The organism is Streptomyces phaeolivaceus (genome assembly GCF_009184865.1).
GTDB lineage: Bacteria > Actinomycetota > Actinomycetes > Streptomycetales > Streptomycetaceae > Streptomyces > Streptomyces phaeolivaceus.
This window is the reverse complement of record NZ_CP045096.1, coordinates 8217852-8233153: the sequence shown is the minus strand read 5'-3', so window position 1 is coordinate 8233153 and position 15302 is coordinate 8217852. Positions and strand designations below refer to the sequence as shown.

The window sequence follows — 15302 nt, the reverse complement described above, 5'->3', positions numbered from 1 at the left end:
ATCCTCGTACAGACGGACGAGTACGTGTCCGGGAAACGCGTCTTCCGCCTGGCAGACTGGGCGCGTGACCACGAACGACCCGGCCCCCGACCCCACTCCCGCGTCTGGGCCCACGCAGGCCCAGGACAGCCCGTTCCGGGACGAGCGGACCGCGCGCGACGAGGCGCCGCAGTACGTGCTGCCGCTGGTCGCGCGGATCGAGCGGGCCGCTCCCCCGGCGCGTACGGACGCGCTGGAGACAGCGGCGCGCGCCGTACTGGTGATGCTGAGCGACGCCCGGTCGCTGGGCGGTGGGGGAGAGTGGGCCGAGGCGATGCGGAGCTGGCAGGACGCCCGGATCCGCAAGGTGGTGCGGCGGGCGCGTGGTGCGGAGTGGCGGCGGGCCGAGGCGCTGCCCGGGATCACCGTGGCGGGCAAGTCGGCCGAGGTGCGGGTCTTCCCGCCGGTCCCCCTCGACGGCTGGCCCAAGGATCTGGCCCGGCTCCAGGTCTCCGGCACGGACCTCGACGACCCGGAGCCGCCGGCCGGTCCCGACCCGGCCGCCCCGGTGCTCTGGCTGAACCCCGAGGTCGCCATGTCGGCCGGCAAGGCGATGGCCCAGGCCGGTCACGGCGCCCAGCTCGCCTGGTGGGATCTCGACGACACGGCCCGCGCGGCCTGGCGGGACGCGGGTTTCCCGCTCGCCGTCCGCACCGCCGCCCCCGCCCACTGGCGCACTCTCACCACGGCCGGTCTCCCCGTCGTCCGCGACGCGGGCTTCACGGAGATCGCCCCGGGCTCCAGCACGGTGATCGCCGACCACCGGCCCCTGTTCGGCTGACAGCGGGCCCGCGGGCACCCCTGATCTCGTAGTTCTCAGCTCGCTCAAAGCCTGTTGAACAACTCCGCCGCCCCGCGCGTACTTCCCGGTACTGGCCAAGTAACTGCCCCAACGACCAGTTGGCATCATCCGGGAGGATCACTTTGCCTCGTCTCAACGGCTCGGTCTACGCCAGCCTGGCTCTCGTCGTCACCGTCGGCGCACTGGCGTTCCCGATGTGGTCCTACGCCGATCGTTCGGGCACCGCCCAGGCGAACATGGCCGCCAGCACGGTGAACACCCAGTGGGGGCCGCTGACCGCCTCCGACCGGGACCTCATCATCCGTGTCCGGCTGGCCGGACTCTGGGAACTGCCCGCCGCCGAGAAGGCGATGGCGCGGTCGAAGAGCCCGGAGGTCAGGGAGGCCGCCGACCACCTGATCGTGGGCCACAAGGACCTCGACGAGCGGGTGCGGGCCGTGGCGTCCCAGATGGGTGTCGAGCTGCCGAACGTGCCGAACGAACAGCAGCAGGGCTTCCTCGCGCAGATGGACAACGCGACGGACGAGCAGTTCGACCGGGTGTGGGCCAACCTGCTGCGCTCCGCGCACGGGAAGATCTTCCCGGCCATCGGGCAGGTACGGAACATGACCGAGAACACCCTGGTGCGCCAGCTGGCCTCGGACACCAACCAGACCGTGCTCGACCACATCACGGTGCTGGAGAAGACCGGACAGGTCGACTTCGACGCGATCGCCAACGGCACGATCTGACGCGGTCCGGCCTCGGCGCGGCTCCGGTCCCGAGCGGCGCCCGGCGCCGGTCACACCCAGCGGTCACCACCCGCACTCCAGCAAAGTTCCGTCCCCAACGCTCAGTTGGTTTCCTCCGGGAGGCTCATTTGCGACGCTCGAAGGGCTCTGTCCTCGTCGCCCTGGCGATCGCCGGCACACTCACCGCGGTCGCCTACCCGATCTTCTACTCGTACCCCAACCGCAACGCCACGGCAGCGGCGGCGCTCACCGGTGACACGGTGACCACGCAGTGGGGGCCGCTCACCCCCGGCGACCGCGACCTGCTCATCCGTGTGCGGCTGGCGGGACTGTGGGAGCTGCCCGCCGGGCAGCAGGCGCTGGAGCGCAGCGGCAGCGCGTCCGTCAGAGAGGCCGCCGACCACCTGATCGTGGGCCACACCGACCTCGACAAGCGGTCGCGGGTCATCGCGGCGAAGCTGGGCGTCGAGCTGCCCAACCAGCCGACGGCCGAGCAGCAGGGCTGGCTGGACCAGATGACCGCCTCGAAGACCGAGGCCGAGTACAACAAGACCTGGGCGAACCTGCTGCGGGCCGCGCACGGCAAGATCTTCCCGGCGATCGCCTCGGTGCGGAACTCCACCCGCAACACGCTGATCCGTCAGCTGGCCTCCGACGCCAACCAGACCGTGCTGGACCACATCACGATCCTGGAGAAGACCGGCGAGGTCGACTTCGCGACGATCGCCGACAACTCGGTCAGCGGTACCGCCAGCCCGACCGGCCCGCCGGCGCCCGTCCCGGGTCAGGTGCCGCCGGCCGCGCCGCCCGCCGTGCCGTCCACCAACCCGGACGTGAAGTCGACCCCGTCGCCCTTCGAGACCCGTCCGGTCCCCACCGGCCGTCCGGACCCGGAGGAGATCAACAAGGACCAGGGCACGGCGCAGGTCCAGTAGCGGCCGGGCTCGCGGGCCCGGACGGAAAGCTCAAATGTTGCTCTGAAGGTCACCTCCACGGGGTTCGGCCCCGGCAGCCGGGGCCATGACTCCGTCACGCCGGAACACACGTCCGCCGTAAGGAGACACACAGGGTCCTGGTGAGACCGTGGCCGACGTGACCGAGGAGGGGACGGGACGATGGAGCAGATCGCACAGGTGAGGACAGCGGGGACAGCGGGGACAGCGGGGACGCCGAGGACAGCGGGGACGTCGGTGACGTTGGGGACGGGCATCGGCTGGCGGCCGGAGATCGCCGACGCCGTCGAGCGCATGGCCGGGGCGGCGGGCGGTGTCGACTGGGTCGAGGTCGTCGCCGAGAACGTCTGTCCCGGGCACATCGACGCATCGTTGCTGCGGCTGCGGGAGCGCGGTGTCACGGTGGTCCCGCACGGGGTCTCCCTCGGTCTCGGCGGCGCCGACCGCCCCGACGAGCAGCGCCTGCGCTCCCTCGCGGAGCGCGCGGAGGCCCTGGGCGCCCCCCTGGTCACCGAGCACATCGCGTTCGTCCGGGCCGGGGGCGCGCTCACCGCGTCGCCGCTGCTGGAGGCCGGGCACCTGCTGCCGGTGCCGCGCACCCGGGACGCCCTGGACGTGCTGTGCGAGAACGTCCGTATCGCCCAGGACGCGCTGCCCGTGCCGCTCGCGCTGGAGAACATCGCCGCCCTGATCAACTGGCCGGGCGAGGAGATGACCGAGGGGCAGTTCCTCTACGACCTCGTGGACCGCACCGGTGTCCGGCTCCTCATCGACGTGGCGAACCTGCACACCAACCACGTCAACCGGGGCGAGGACCCCGCGAAGGCGCTCGACGAGCTGCCGGTCGAGGCCATCGCGTACGTCCATGTCGCGGGCGGCTTCGAGCGGGACGGGGTCTGGCACGACAGCCACGCCCACCCCGTCCCCCGGCAGGTCCTGGACGTCCTCGCCGACCTGGCCTCCCGGGTGACCCCGCCGGGCGTCCTGCTGGAGCGCGACGACGACTTCCCCGAGCCGGGTGAGCTGGAGGGGGAGCTGACGGCGATCCGGGAGGTCCTGGAGAAGGCCGAGGCGCGCGGCACGGGAGCGACGGCGCCCACCGCCGAGCCGCGGGCCGAGGAGGCAGAGGAGTCCGAGGCCGCCGGGACGGCCGAGGTGGCCGAGCCCGTCGCCCGGCAGCGGCTCGCGCTCGCGCAGGCGGCCCTGCTGTCCGCGCTGGTCGCGGGGACACCGGTGCCCGAGGGCTTCGACCGGGTGCGGCTCGGCGTACAGGCGCGGGCGCTGGCGGCCAAGCGGGCGGACGTCGTCGGGAAGGTCGCACCGGAGCTGCCGGAGATCCTCGGATCGTCGTACCGGCCGACGTTCGTGGCGTACGCGCAGGGTCACCCGATGACCGACGGCTACCGGCGGGACGCGCTCTCCTTCGCCGAGCACGTGCTGCTCACCGGCCGCCCGGACGACGCGGACACGCTCCGCGCGGTGCGCCGGTGGTGGCTGGAGCGCTCGGGACCCGCGCCGCTCTCGCAGCGCCCGACGGCCCGACTGGCCCGAGCGACCCGCAGGGTGCTGCTACGCCGTTGAGCCGGGGGTTCACGCCCAGATGTGCCGCGATTAACAAACCCGTGCCCCCCACACGGGTTTGCCGTCGTTTCTGCCACGTTTACACATGATTCATCCACCACTCCACGTCCCCCGTCCGGCGTGCTTTGTCCCCTCCTCAACCGTTCCTCCGCATACGGCAGTTGACGTAGACCGGGCAGTAACATGCCAGTCGGTAGGCCGATCAGCACCCGTAGCGCATTAGCGTGCGGTGCCGCGAGCAGGAGGCACCATGCGAACCACCAGGGCCAGAGGGGGATTCTTCAGTGGCACAGGACTCATCGTCGCCGGACTGACGGCGACGCTCATCGCGCTGGTCTTCCCGGTCTGGTCGTACGCGGACCGCTCCGGCACCGGGGCGAGCGTGCTCAACGCGACCACCGTGACGACGCGGTACGGCGCGCTGTCGGCCCTGGACCGGGACTTCATCACCAAGGTCAGGCTGGCGGGGCTGTGGGAACTGCCCGCCGGACAGCAGGCCGAGACCAAGGGCACCACCGAGGCCGTACGGGTCGCCGGTGAACATCTCATCGAGGGGCACACCTTCCTCGACGCCCGGGTCCGCGATGTCGCCGCGCGCCTCGGCCTGCCCCTGCCCAACCAGCCGAACGACCAGCAGAAGGCGTGGCTGAACACGCTGACGGCGGCCCAGGGCCAGGAGTACGACCGCGAGTTCGCCAACATCCTGCGCCTGGCGCACGGCAAGGTCTTCTCCGTCGTCGCCCAGGTCCGCGCGACCACCCGCAACTCGCTGGTCCGCGATCTCGCCGACGACGCCAACACCACCGTCCTGGACCACATCAAGGTCCTGGAGGCCACCGGGCTCGTCGACTACGACGCGATCGCCCGCGACACCGTCTCCGCGAGCGCCCCGCCCCTCACCAACTCCCCGGCCCCACCCGTCCCGTTGAACGACCCCGGCCCCCCGATCCCGGTGACCCCGACCCCGCTCCCGGCCACCGAGACCCCGCCACGGGCCGAGCCGTCGGAGCGCTACACCCTGCCACCGGCGGCCAACGGACCGGCGGAGGACGGCGGTTAGCCACTGTCCCCTCGCTCCCGGGGCCTGGCAATTGCGGCCCGCAACAGTGGGCAAACGGGCGAGACCGGGCAGCTTCCCTCCGGATTACGGACATCGGCCGCCACCGGCCCCGGCAGGCGCATAGAAACACGCCATGCTCTGGGTCCTCTTCCTCCTCCTGGCCTGGGCCGCCGCCGGCGTGTCCTGTGCCCGACTGTGCCTGACCTCGCTGCGCGCGGCGGCGGCCGACACCGCCGTCCACGCGGACCACGCCCACCGCTGCCACCGGCTCACGCTGTACGAGGCGGCGTTCCTGTCCGGCGGCCCGGCGCGCGTCGCCGACCTCACCCTCGTCTCCATGGCCCGGCAGCGCAGGCTCCTGCTCGCCCACACCGGCTGGGCGACCGTCGTGGACCCGGACGGGCGGGACGAGATGGAACGGTCCGTCATCGGCGCGATAGGCCCCGGTGGACAGTCCCGGATAGCGCCCGTACGACGGTCCGCCGCGGCGGCGGAATCCGTACGGCACCTCTCCGACCGGCTCGTCGCGGCGGGGCTGGCCGTACCGGAGGCCGCGCGGACGGGCGTGGCCGACGCGGTCACGCAGGTACGGGGCGCCGCGCTCGGCGTGTGCGGGCTGGGGGCGCTGGCGCTGCTGCTGCCCTCGCAGGGGTTCGAGGAGCAGCGGCTGCTGATCGCGCTGTGGTTCGCGCTGCCGCTGGTGCTGACCCTCAGCTGTCTCGTCATCGCCCGGATCGAGGGACCGCCGGGCACCCGGTGGGCGTCGCCGGAGGGCATGCGGGTGCTGGGAGCCGTGGTGGGCCGGGGCGGCGGCGAGGTGGCGGACCTCGTCTCCGTGGCCGTCTGGGGCGTGGGGGCGATGGAGTCCCCCGAGCTGCGGGCGGCGTTCGAGCAGCGGTAGCGGAACGCGCGACAGCGGAACACACGGGCGGCCGGTGCTTTACTTTTGCCCCTTATCGCACGAACCATCCTTTTGTCGCTGTCGGGCTTCGGAGGGACTGAGGGACTGCCATGCGAACTGCCGTTCTTTACGGGGCTGTCGGGGCACTGTTGCTGAGCGGCCTCGCCGCCGCCCCCGCCGCCCCCGCCGCCCCGGCCGCTCCCACCGCCGTCGAGGGCATCCGGTTCGGGAAGTGCCCGGCGGTGGAGGGCCTGCCGGACGAGGTGCGGTGCGGGACCGTCGAGGTGCCGCTGGACCACGCGCGGCCCGACGGCAGGAGGATCACCCTGACCGTCAGCCGGATCAGGGCCAAGGGGAAGGACGCCCAGGGGAGGAAGGTCGCCCGGCAGGGGGCGCTCGTGTTCAATCCGGGCGGCCCCGGGGCCTCCGGCATGTTCTATCCGCTCATCGGCCACCTCCCGGAGTGGAAGCGGATCGGCGCCGCGTACGACCTCGTCGGGTACGCCCCGCGCGGCGTCGGGCGCTCGGCACCGCTGTCCTGCGAGGACCCCGAGAAGCTCCACCGGGGGCCCTCGACGGCACCCACGCACCCTTCGGAGGCGTACAAGAAGGAGCGGATCGCCCGCGCCAAGGCGTACGCGCGGGGGTGCGCGCAGCGCGGCGGGAGCGCGCTGCGGCACTACCACTCCCTCAACAACGCCCGTGATCTGGACGTCCTGCGGGCCGCGCTCGGCGAACCGCGGCTGACGTTCATGGGCGCGTCCTACGGCACGTACTTCGGCGCGCTGTACGCGGCGCTGTTCCCCTCGCACGTCCGCCGGATGGTCTTCGACTCGGCGGTGAACCCGGACCCGGAGCAGATCTGGTACCGCAACAACCTCGACCAGTCGGCCGCGTTCGAGGGCCGCTGGGCGGACTTCCGGGCCTGGATCGCCCGGCACCACAAGGTGTACGGGCTGGGCGACACCCCGGAGAAGGTGCTGCGGAGCTACGAACGGGCGGCGGCCCGGCTGACCCTGAAGCCCGCCGACGGAAAGGTGGGCCCGGGGCAGCTGCGGGGCGCGTTCCTCCAGGCCGCGTACTACGACGACCACTGGCCGCAGCGGGCCCTCGCGCTCTCCGCCTATCTGAAGGGCGACCCCGAGCCGCTCGTGCAGATCGCCGGGCCGTACCCGGAGGCGGCCGTCGAGCAGGAGAACACCAAGGCCGTCTACACGGCCGTCGAGTGCAACGACGGCCCCTGGCCCACGCGTTGGCGGACCTGGGACCGCGACAACACCCGGCTCGCGCGCACCGCGCCCTTCGAGACCTGGGACAACGTGTGGACGAACCTGCCGTGCGCCTACTGGGACGGGCCGCGTCAGCGACCGCTCGACGTCCGGACCGGTCCCGGTGAGCTGCCGCCCACACTGATCCTCGCCGCCGAGCGGGACGCGGCCACGCCCTACGACGGGGCGATCGAGCTGCACCGGCGGCTGTGGGGTTCGGTGCTGGTCACCGAACGGGACGCGGGGAACCACGGCGTCTCGGGTGGGACCAACCGGTGCGTCAACGGGTACCTGGAGGCCTACCTGTTGGAGGGGCGGCTGCCGGAGCGAAGGGCCGCGTGCGCGGCCCGGCCCGAGCCGAACACCGCGCCCCTCGGAAGCAAGGGGCGCGGGTAGCCGAGCTAGGCGAGGCCCGCCACCAGGTCCGCCACCGACTTGCGGCGGCCCGTGTAGAACGGGACCTCCTCGCGGACGTGCATCCGGGCCTCCGAGGCGCGCAGGTGGCGCATGAGGTCGACGATGCGGTACAGCTCGTCGGCCTCGAAGGCGAGGAGCCACTCGTAGTCGCCCAGCGAGAACGAGGCGACCGTGTTGGCGCGGACGTCCGGGTAGCCCCGGGCCATCTTGCCGTGGTCGGCGAGCATCCGGCGGCGGTCCTCGTCGGGGAGGAGATACCAGTCGTACGACCGTACGAAGGGGTAGACGCTGACGTAGTCGCGGGGCGTCTCGTCGGCGAGGAACGCCGGGATGTGCGAGCGGTTGAACTCGGCGGGCCGGTGCAACGCCATGTTCGACCACACCGGCTCCAGCGCGCGGCCGAGCCGCGTGCGGCGGAAGAGGTTGTACGCCTCCTGGAGCTGGTCGGCGGTCTCGGCGTGCCACCAGATCATGAGGTCGGCGTCGGCGCGCAGGCCCGACACGTCGTACGTGCCGCGCACGGTCACGTCCTTCGCGGCGAGCTGGTCGAACAGCTCCTGGACCTCGTCGGCGAAGCCGGAGCGGTCCTCCGGGAGCACGTCCTTCAGCTTGAAGACGGACCACAGCGTGTAGCGGATGACCTCGTTGAGGTCCTTGGCCAGCTTGCCCTTGTTCGGGATGCGGCCGGACTCGGGGGTGGGGGCGACGTCGCTCATGGTGCCTATTCTCCCGCTCCGCCGTGCGGGCTCCGCACCGGGTGGGCGGTGAGATCGCGCACCGCGCGCGGGTCGCCGTGGATCCGGTCGACGGCGGCGGCGGCGCTCGCGATACAGGCCGGGATGCCGACGCCGTCGTACGCCGCTCCGCAGACCGCGAGGCCGGGCAGCTTGCCGACGTGTTCGCGGACGCGGGCCACGCGCGCGTGGTGGCCGACCGGGTACTGCGGGAGGCCGCCGTCCCAGCGGCTGACGCGGGTTTCGAGAGGGGTGGCGGTCAGGCCGGTGGCCTCCCGCAGGTCGATGCGCGACACGTCCACGAGGTGGGTGTCGTCGTGCTCCAGGATCGCCGTCTCGCCGTACCGGCCGACCGAGGTGCGCAGGACCAGCAGGTCCGGGTTCTCCTCCGCGATCCAGCCCCATTTCCGGGAGGAGAAGGTGGAGGCCTTGATGGTGCGGCCGTCGACCGGCGGCACCAGGAAGCCGCTGCCCTCGGGGAGGGCGAGGTCGGCGCGGCGGTAGGCGAGGGTGACCAGGGCCATCGACGCGTACTCGACGGCGGACAGTTCGGCGGCGGCCTCGGGGGACTCGGCGCGCAGGAGGCCTGCGGCGACCGGGGCGGGGACGGCCACGACGACGGCGTCCGCGTGCAGGACACGGTCCCCGGTGACCACCCGCCAGCCGCCCCCGGCCTCGCGGCGCAGCTCCGTGACGGGTGTCCGGGTGCGGATCTCGGCGCCGCGCGCCCGCACCGACTCGGCGACCGCGAGCGGCAGTTGGCCGATGCCGCCCTCGATGCCCATGAACACCGGGCCGGTCTGCTGGGCGGCGGCGGCGCGCTCCTGGATGCCCCGGACGGCCTCGGTGAGGGAGGTGTGGGTCAGGGCGGCCTGGTAGAGCTGCGGGACGGCCGAGCGCATCGAGATGCGGTACGCGTCACCGGCGTAGACACCGCCGAGCAGGGGTTCCACCAGCCGGTCGACGACCTCGCGGCCGAGGCGGGCCGCCACGTACTCCCCCACCGCCACGTCGTCGCCGACCTCGGTGCGCGGCAGGTCGGCGTCCCGCTCGATACGGGCGAGGCCCTCGTCGGAGAGGACCCCGGCGAGCGCGGACGCGGTGCCGGGGACGCCCATGACATGGCCCTTGGGCATGGGCCGCAGGGCGCCCCGGGTCCACAGGGAGGCGGTGGCGGTGGCGGGCGGCTGCAGCCGGTCGGCGAGGCCCACCTCGCGGGCGAGGGCGACCGCCTCGGGGCGGCGGGCCAGCATCGACTCGGCGCCGAGGTCGACGCGGGCGCCCGCGATCTCGCCGGGCAGCAGCTTGCCGCCGACCCGGTCCGAGGCCTCCAGGACGGTCACTCTCGCGCCCCGGTCCAGCAGCCCGTGCGCGGCGGCCAGCCCCGCGATCCCGGCCCCGATGACGACGACATGCCCGGCGTCGCGCCCGACGTCCGTACGTGATCCGCTCATGCCTCCACCCTCTCAGATGTCACTGACAGTGATGCCGTCGGCCCGGCCTCGGCCCGGCGTCGGCGCGGGGAGGAGGCGTGGCCCCGTCGAGTCCCGACCGTGACCGCTTCGGGACCGGTTCCCTCCAACGTTCCGGTGCCCTCAGGCGTCGAAGGAGCGTCAGCAAGGCAGGCGGACAGACCTGCCACGACCCTCGGGGGGTACGCCGCAATGGCCACCACACATGTACGACGCTCTCGGCGGCCCGCAGGGGCCCTGGCCGCCTTGTTCCTGGCCACCGCCCTGGCGCTCACCGGCTGCAGCAGCAGCAGAGGTGACGACGCCGCGAGTCTGAGCGATGGCTCGAAGTCGCAGAGCAGGGTCGACGAACAGGCGGCCCAGGAGGGGGCCCTCGACAGCGACAGCGCTGCCGGCGGCGGCTCGAGCGACGGCAAGGCCGACGACGCCTCGCCGAACCTCACAGTCGGCCACATCATCCGCACCGCCACCCTGACCGTGCGGGTCAAGGACGTGCCGAAGGCCCTGGACGAGGCACGCACCGCCGTCGAGAACGTGGGCGGGTTCGTCGGCGACGAGTCCACGACCCGCGACGGCAAGGACCGCGAACGCACCCGGGTCGTCCTGCGCGTGCCCACCGAGAAGTACGACGAGGTCCTCACCGAACTGGAGGGCACCGGGAAGCTGATCGAGCGCAGGACGAAGGCGGAGGACGTCACCGACCAGGTCGTCGACGTGGAGAGCCGCATCAAGACGCAGCAGGCGAGCGTGGCCCGTATCCGCGAGTTGATGAACCGGGCGACCAAGCTCGGCGACGTGGTCACCCTGGAGGGCGAGTTGAGCACCCGTCAGGCCGACCTGGAGGCGCTGCTCGCCCAGCGGAAGTCGCTGAAGGACCGTACGAGCCTCGCCACCATCACGCTGTCGCTGTCCGAGACCGCGGTGAAGAAGGCCGAGAAGAAGGACGACGAGCCCGGCTTCATGGACGCGCTGGCGGGCGGCTGGAACGCGTTCGTCGCCGTGTTCGTCTGGCTGGGCATGGCCCTCGCCGCGGTCCTTCCCTTCGCCGTCGCCACGGCCCTCTTCCTGTTCGTCTGGTTCCGCGTCACCCGCGCCCGCCGCCCCGCCCCGGCGGCGGCCCCGGCCGGCACCTCCGGTGCGCTGCCGACCGCCGCCCCGGACCGCGAGGAACAGGAGTGAGCCGGGCCTGAGATTCGGGACCGCCGTAGCGTGTTCCCATGAACATGAGCCGCGCTGAAGAACGTTCGAGGGAACGCCTGGTGGTCGTCGGGGGCGACGCGGCGGGGATGTCCGCCGCGTCGCAGGCCCGCCGGATGCGGGGGCCCGACGAGTTGGAGATCGTGGCGTTCGAACGCGGGCACTTCACCTCGTACTCCGCGTGCGGCATCCCGTACTGGGTGGGCGGCGACGTCCCCGAGCGGGACCGGCTCATCGCCCGCTCGCCCGAGGAGCACCGGGCCCGCGACATCGACCTGCGGATGCGGACCGAGGTCGTGGAGATCGACGTCGGGGGCTCCCGCGTCCGCGCGCGGGACCTCGATTCCGGCGCCGAGTCCTGGACGGCGTACGACAAGCTCGTCCTCGCGACCGGCGCCCGCCCGATCCGCCCCGACCTGCCCGGCATGGACGCCCCCGGCGTGCACGGCGTACAGACCCTGGACGACGGCCAGGCCCTCCTGGACACCCTGGCGGCCACCGAGGGGCGGCGCGCGGTGGTCGTCGGCGCGGGCTACATCGGGGTGGAGATGGCCGAGGCGCTCATCAACCGGGGGTACGAGGTCACGGTCGTCAACCGCGGCAAGGAGCCCATGTCCACGCTGGACCCGGACATGGGCCGCCTGGTGCACAAGGCCATGGAGGGCCTGGGCATCACCATGGTCGACGACGCCGAGGTCACCGCCCTGCGCGTGGGCGCCGACGGCCGGGTCCGCGCGGTGGTCACGGAGGAGGCCGAGTACCCGGCGGACGTGGTGGTCCTGGGCATCGGCGTACGCCCGGAGACGGCGCTCGCACGGGCGGCGGGCCTGCCCCTCGGCGACCACGGCGGTCTGCTGACCGACCTCTCCATGCGGGTCCGGGGCCACGAGAACATCTGGGCCGGCGGCGACTGCGTCGAGGTCCTCGACCTGGTCTCGGGCCTCCACCGCCACATCCCGCTCGGCACCCACGCCAACAAGCACGGCCAGATCATCGGCGCGGGCGTCGGCGGCGGCTACGCCACGTTCCCGGGTGTCGTCGGCACCGCCGTCAGCAAGGTCTGCGATCTGGAGATCGCGCGCACCGGCCTGCGCGAGAAGGACGCCGACCGCGCGGGCCTCCAGTACGTCACCGTCACCATCGAGTCCACCAGCCGCGCCGGTTACTACCCCGGCGCCGCCCTGATGACGGTCAAGATGCTCGCCGAACGCCGCACCGGCCGCCTCCTCGGCGTCCAGATCGTCGGCCGCGAGGGCGCGGGCAAACGCGTCGACATCGCCGCCGTGGCCCTCACCGCGGGCATGACGGTGGAACAGATGACCGCCCTCGACCTCGGCTACGCCCCACCCTTCTCCCCGGTCTGGGACCCGATCCTGGTAGCGGCGAGAAAGGCGACGACGGCGGTGAGAAGGGGCACTGCCTGATGGGGGCGCCTGGCCACAGGGGCCGCGCCCCAGGCCTTCAAGGGGCGCGGGGCTGTTTCGCTATGCGGCTCCGCCGCGTGGGCGCGACCAGCCACGACGCACCCGCACCCGCACCCGGCAACGCACAGAACCCCCAACGGCGCGCCCCGCTACACCGCTGACGTACCGGTGATCCGATCGATCGCCTGCCGAGCCTGATCCGCCGGAGGCCGCGAAGGCAACGAGGACACCGACGCCGCCGACGTCATCGCGGAGGTCACCGCGGGCGGCGCCGTCGGCGCCGCGGCCGGCTTCGCGTGCGCCGCCGCCGGCCGGGCGGACCGCAGCCGATGGCTGACCGCCTCGTCCAGGGTCACCGGCCGCTGCATCCGCGCCGCCAGCCGCCCGGCCTCCTGGCCGAGCGCGGCCACGTCTTCCCAGGGCAGCCGCACCACCAGCGAGATCTCGGCCTCACCATCAGGGGTGGCGTGCATCGCCGGGGCAACTCGGTCGTTCATCGCCTGTTCCTCACGTAGATACGTAGATCCGCACGCAGATCCGCGGTTGAGAAGTCATACGCACCACCCGCCCCGCACGTTCACCGGCCCGCGCGCCGGGGGCGCACCGACCCCGGCGCATCCGATTCCGGCCCCGTATCCAGGGCACAAGTCCGGTGTGGTCATCCCCGTCCATGACGTGAACCCCGTGGGCCGCACGCCCTATGTGACATACGCGCTCATCGCCGCGAGCGTCTTCGTCTTCGTCTTCATGCCGGGTCTCGCCGGTTCCGTGCCGGGTGACAGTGAACTGGCCCGGCTGTGCCACACCCAGGCGTTCCTGGAGCGGTACGCGGCGGTACCGCAGGAGTTGATCCGGCATCAGCTGCCGCAGCTGGTGCCCACCGGTGAACTCGCCCGCTCCGGCGGCTGCGCGCTGGGCCCGCCGGGCTACGACAAGTCGCCCGCGCTGTCCGTCCTCACCGCGCTGTTCCTGCACGGCGGCTGGCTGCACCTGCTGGGCAACATGCTGTTCCTGCTGATCTTCGGCAACAACATCGAGGACCGGCTCGGCCACCTACGGTTCGCGCTCTTCTACGTCGCCTGCGGCTACGCGGCCTCGTACGGCTACGCGTTCCTCAACGCCGACTCCGGCGCCCCCCTGATCGGCGCGTCCGGGGCGATCGCCGGGGTCCTCGGCGCGTATCTCGTGCTCTATCCGAAGGCCCGGGTCTGGGTGCTCGTCCCGTTCCTGGTCTTCCTGCCGCTGAGACTGCCCGCCTGGCTGGTGCTGGGCTCCTGGTTCGTGCTCCAGGCCGTCTACTCCTCCGGCGAGGGCGTCTCCGACGACATCGGCTCGGTGGCGTACGCGGCGCATCTCGTCGGCTTCGTCGCCGGGATGCTCCTCGCCTGGCCCCTGCGCCCCGGCACCCCGCCCCCGCCCGAGCCGCGCGGCCTGCTCTTCGGCAGACGGGCGCGGCCCGGCTGGTGACCCGGGAGCGGCTACCGCGCGGTCTGCGTGTGCACGTACTCCACGAGCCGGGTCAGGGCGTCCGGGTCGGTGCTGGGCATGACGCCGTGGCCGAGGTTGAAGATGTGGCCCTCCAGGCCGGTGGCCGAGTCGAGGACCTCGCGGGTCTTGGTCTCGACGGCCTCGGTGCCGGCGAACAGGACGGTCGGGTCGAGGTTGCCCTGGAGCGCCTTGCCGGGGCCGACGCGGCGGGCGGCCTCGTCGAGCGGGACGCGCCAGTCGACGCCGACGACATCCGCGCCGACCTCGCCCATCAGGCCGAGCAACTCACCGGTGCCGACGCCGAAGTGGATGCGCGGGACGCCGTAGGACTCGACGGCGCGGAAGACCTCCGCGGAGGCGGGGAGCACCGAGCGGCGGTAGTCGGCGGGGGCGAGGGCGCCGGCCCAGGAGTCGAAGAGCTGGACGGCGGAGGCGCCGGCCTCGATCTGGACCTTGAGGAAGGCGGAGGTGATCCCGGCGAGACGGTCGAGCAGGTCGGCCCAGAGCTCGGGGTCGCCGTACATCATCGCCTTGGCGTTCTCGTACGTGCGGGACGGGCCGCCCTCGACGAGATAGCTGGCGAGGGTGAAGGGGGCGCCGGCGAAGCCGATGAGAGGGGTCTCCCCCAGCTCGGCGGTGAGCAGCTTGATCGCCTCGGTGACGTAGGAGACGTCCTCGGGGGTGAGGTCGCGGAGCTGGGCGAGGTCGGCGCGGGTGCGGATCGGCTTCTCGACGACGGGTCCGACACCGGGCTTGATGTCGAGGTCGATACCGATGGCCTTGAGCGGGACGACGATGTCGCTGAAGTAGATCGCCGCGTCCACGTGGTGCCGGCGGACCGGCTGGAGGGTGATCTCCGTGACCAGCTCGGGCCGCATGCAGGAGTCCAGCATGCCGATGCCCTCGCGCACCTTGAGGTACTCGGGGAGCGAGCGCCCGGCCTGCCGCATGAACCAGACCGGTGTGTGCGGCACGGGCTCACGCCTGCACGCCTTCAGAAAGGCCGAGTTCTTGACGGTGTCGCGGGTGGCGGTCGGCTGGTGGCCCGAGGGGCTGGCGTTGGCACTCACGAGGCAAAGTCTCGCACGCCCGCTTGACGGTGAGGGCCGGGGCCGTGGACAACCGGGACCCCCGCAGTTCCGGCCACCGCCATCGGCCGTCGTGGCGGCCTCCGTTCGCTGAGCGCGATGCGACAGTGACCCAGCGCACGGGTGTCTTGCCCTGCGCCGAGGCCC

General features: G+C 72.7%; 14 protein-coding genes. 10 read left to right on the top strand and 4 right to left on the bottom strand.

Annotation, left to right across the window (positions count from 1 at the left end; all coding sequences use genetic code 11):
* Positions 1 to 64 precede the first annotated feature (64 nt).
* From F9278_RS37700 to F9278_RS37670, 7 genes are all read left to right on the top strand, one after another.
* Positions 65 to 820 carry a peptidyl-tRNA hydrolase gene (locus F9278_RS37700; RefSeq protein WP_226967122.1) on the top strand — a complete coding sequence of 252 codons (756 nt, stop codon included), beginning with the start codon at positions 65 to 67 and terminating at the stop codon, positions 818 to 820.
* 143 nt (positions 821 to 963) lie between these two features.
* Positions 964 to 1572 (top strand): DUF4142 domain-containing protein, encoded by a 609-nt coding sequence (locus tag F9278_RS37695; RefSeq protein WP_152172294.1) that lies wholly within the window; start codon positions 964 to 966, stop codon positions 1570 to 1572.
* Positions 1573 to 1700: 128 nt separating this feature from the next.
* Complete coding sequence (locus F9278_RS37690; protein WP_152172293.1) at positions 1701 to 2507, top strand: DUF4142 domain-containing protein; 807 nt, start codon at positions 1701 to 1703, stop codon at positions 2505 to 2507.
* A gap of 255 nt (positions 2508 to 2762) precedes the next feature.
* A complete protein-coding gene (locus tag F9278_RS37685; protein WP_152174366.1) occupies positions 2763 to 4106 on the top strand; it encodes a DUF692 domain-containing protein in 1344 nt (447 codons plus the stop codon).
* A 250-nt stretch (positions 4107 to 4356) separates the two neighbouring features.
* A complete protein-coding gene (locus F9278_RS37680) occupies positions 4357 to 5166 on the top strand; it encodes a DUF4142 domain-containing protein (RefSeq protein ID WP_152172292.1) in 810 nt (269 codons plus the stop codon).
* 133 nt (positions 5167 to 5299) lie between these two features.
* Entirely contained in the window at positions 5300 to 6067 is a 768-nt protein-coding gene (locus tag F9278_RS37675) for a TIGR04222 domain-containing membrane protein (RefSeq protein ID WP_152172291.1), read from the top strand.
* A gap of 110 nt (positions 6068 to 6177) precedes the next feature.
* Positions 6178 to 7731 carry an alpha/beta hydrolase gene (locus F9278_RS37670; protein WP_152172290.1) on the top strand — a complete coding sequence of 518 codons (1554 nt, stop codon included), beginning with the start codon at positions 6178 to 6180 and terminating at the stop codon, positions 7729 to 7731.
* Positions 7732 to 7736: 5 nt separating this feature from the next.
* Here the strand turns inward: F9278_RS37670 and hemQ are convergent, their stop codons facing one another.
* Positions 7737 to 8468 carry a hydrogen peroxide-dependent heme synthase gene (hemQ, locus tag F9278_RS37665; RefSeq protein WP_152172289.1) on the bottom strand — a complete coding sequence of 244 codons (732 nt, stop codon included), beginning with the start codon at positions 8466 to 8468 and terminating at the stop codon, positions 7737 to 7739.
* A 5-nt stretch (positions 8469 to 8473) separates the two neighbouring features.
* Positions 8474 to 9940 (bottom strand): protoporphyrinogen oxidase, encoded by a 1467-nt coding sequence (hemG, locus tag F9278_RS37660; RefSeq protein WP_152172288.1) that lies wholly within the window; start codon positions 9938 to 9940, stop codon positions 8474 to 8476.
* Between the two features lie 210 nt (positions 9941 to 10150).
* On the opposite strand from hemG, the gene F9278_RS37655 reads away from it, so the two are divergent.
* Positions 10151 to 11137: a DUF4349 domain-containing protein gene (locus F9278_RS37655; protein WP_152172287.1), complete on the top strand. Its 987-nt coding sequence runs from the start codon at positions 10151 to 10153 to the stop codon at positions 11135 to 11137.
* A 38-nt stretch (positions 11138 to 11175) separates the two neighbouring features.
* Positions 11176 to 12579, top strand: a complete 1404-nt coding sequence (locus F9278_RS37650) for an FAD-dependent oxidoreductase (protein ID WP_152172286.1) — start codon at positions 11176 to 11178, stop codon at positions 12577 to 12579.
* Between the two features lie 149 nt (positions 12580 to 12728).
* Here F9278_RS37650 and F9278_RS37645 read toward each other — a convergent pair whose 3' ends face one another.
* Positions 12729 to 13076: a hypothetical protein gene (locus F9278_RS37645; protein ID WP_193241818.1), complete on the bottom strand. Its 348-nt coding sequence runs from the start codon at positions 13074 to 13076 to the stop codon at positions 12729 to 12731.
* 157 nt (positions 13077 to 13233) lie between these two features.
* Here F9278_RS37645 and F9278_RS37640 point away from each other — a divergent pair, with 157 nt between their 5' ends.
* Positions 13234 to 14046, top strand: coding sequence for a rhomboid family intramembrane serine protease (locus F9278_RS37640; RefSeq protein WP_152172285.1), 813 nt, complete (start codon positions 13234 to 13236; stop codon positions 14044 to 14046).
* Positions 14047 to 14057: 11 nt separating this feature from the next.
* Here the strand turns inward: F9278_RS37640 and hemE are convergent, their stop codons facing one another.
* Positions 14058 to 15137: a uroporphyrinogen decarboxylase gene (hemE, locus tag F9278_RS37635; RefSeq protein ID WP_152172284.1), complete on the bottom strand. Its 1080-nt coding sequence runs from the start codon at positions 15135 to 15137 to the stop codon at positions 14058 to 14060.
* Positions 15138 to 15302: the final 165 nt, after the last annotated feature.

What these genes read in the sequence shown, in the direction of transcription:
- hemG (WP_152172288.1), bottom strand. Translation starts at nt 9,940, where the DNA reads ATGAGCGGATCACGTACGGACGTCGGGCGCGACGCCGGGCATGTCGTC.
- F9278_RS37670 (WP_152172290.1), top strand. Translation starts at nt 6,178, where the DNA reads ATGCGAACTGCCGTTCTTTACGGGGCTGTCGGGGCACTGTTGCTGAGC.
- F9278_RS37655 (WP_152172287.1), top strand. Translation starts at nt 10,151, where the DNA reads ATGGCCACCACACATGTACGACGCTCTCGGCGGCCCGCAGGGGCCCTG.
- F9278_RS37650 (WP_152172286.1), top strand. Translation starts at nt 11,176, where the DNA reads ATGAACATGAGCCGCGCTGAAGAACGTTCGAGGGAACGCCTGGTGGTC.
- hemQ (WP_152172289.1), bottom strand. Translation starts at nt 8,468, where the DNA reads ATGAGCGACGTCGCCCCCACCCCCGAGTCCGGCCGCATCCCGAACAAG.
- F9278_RS37675 (WP_152172291.1), top strand. Translation starts at nt 5,300, where the DNA reads ATGCTCTGGGTCCTCTTCCTCCTCCTGGCCTGGGCCGCCGCCGGCGTG.
- F9278_RS37680 (WP_152172292.1), top strand. Translation starts at nt 4,357, where the DNA reads ATGCGAACCACCAGGGCCAGAGGGGGATTCTTCAGTGGCACAGGACTC.
- F9278_RS37645 (WP_193241818.1), bottom strand. Translation starts at nt 13,076, where the DNA reads ATGAACGACCGAGTTGCCCCGGCGATGCACGCCACCCCTGATGGTGAG.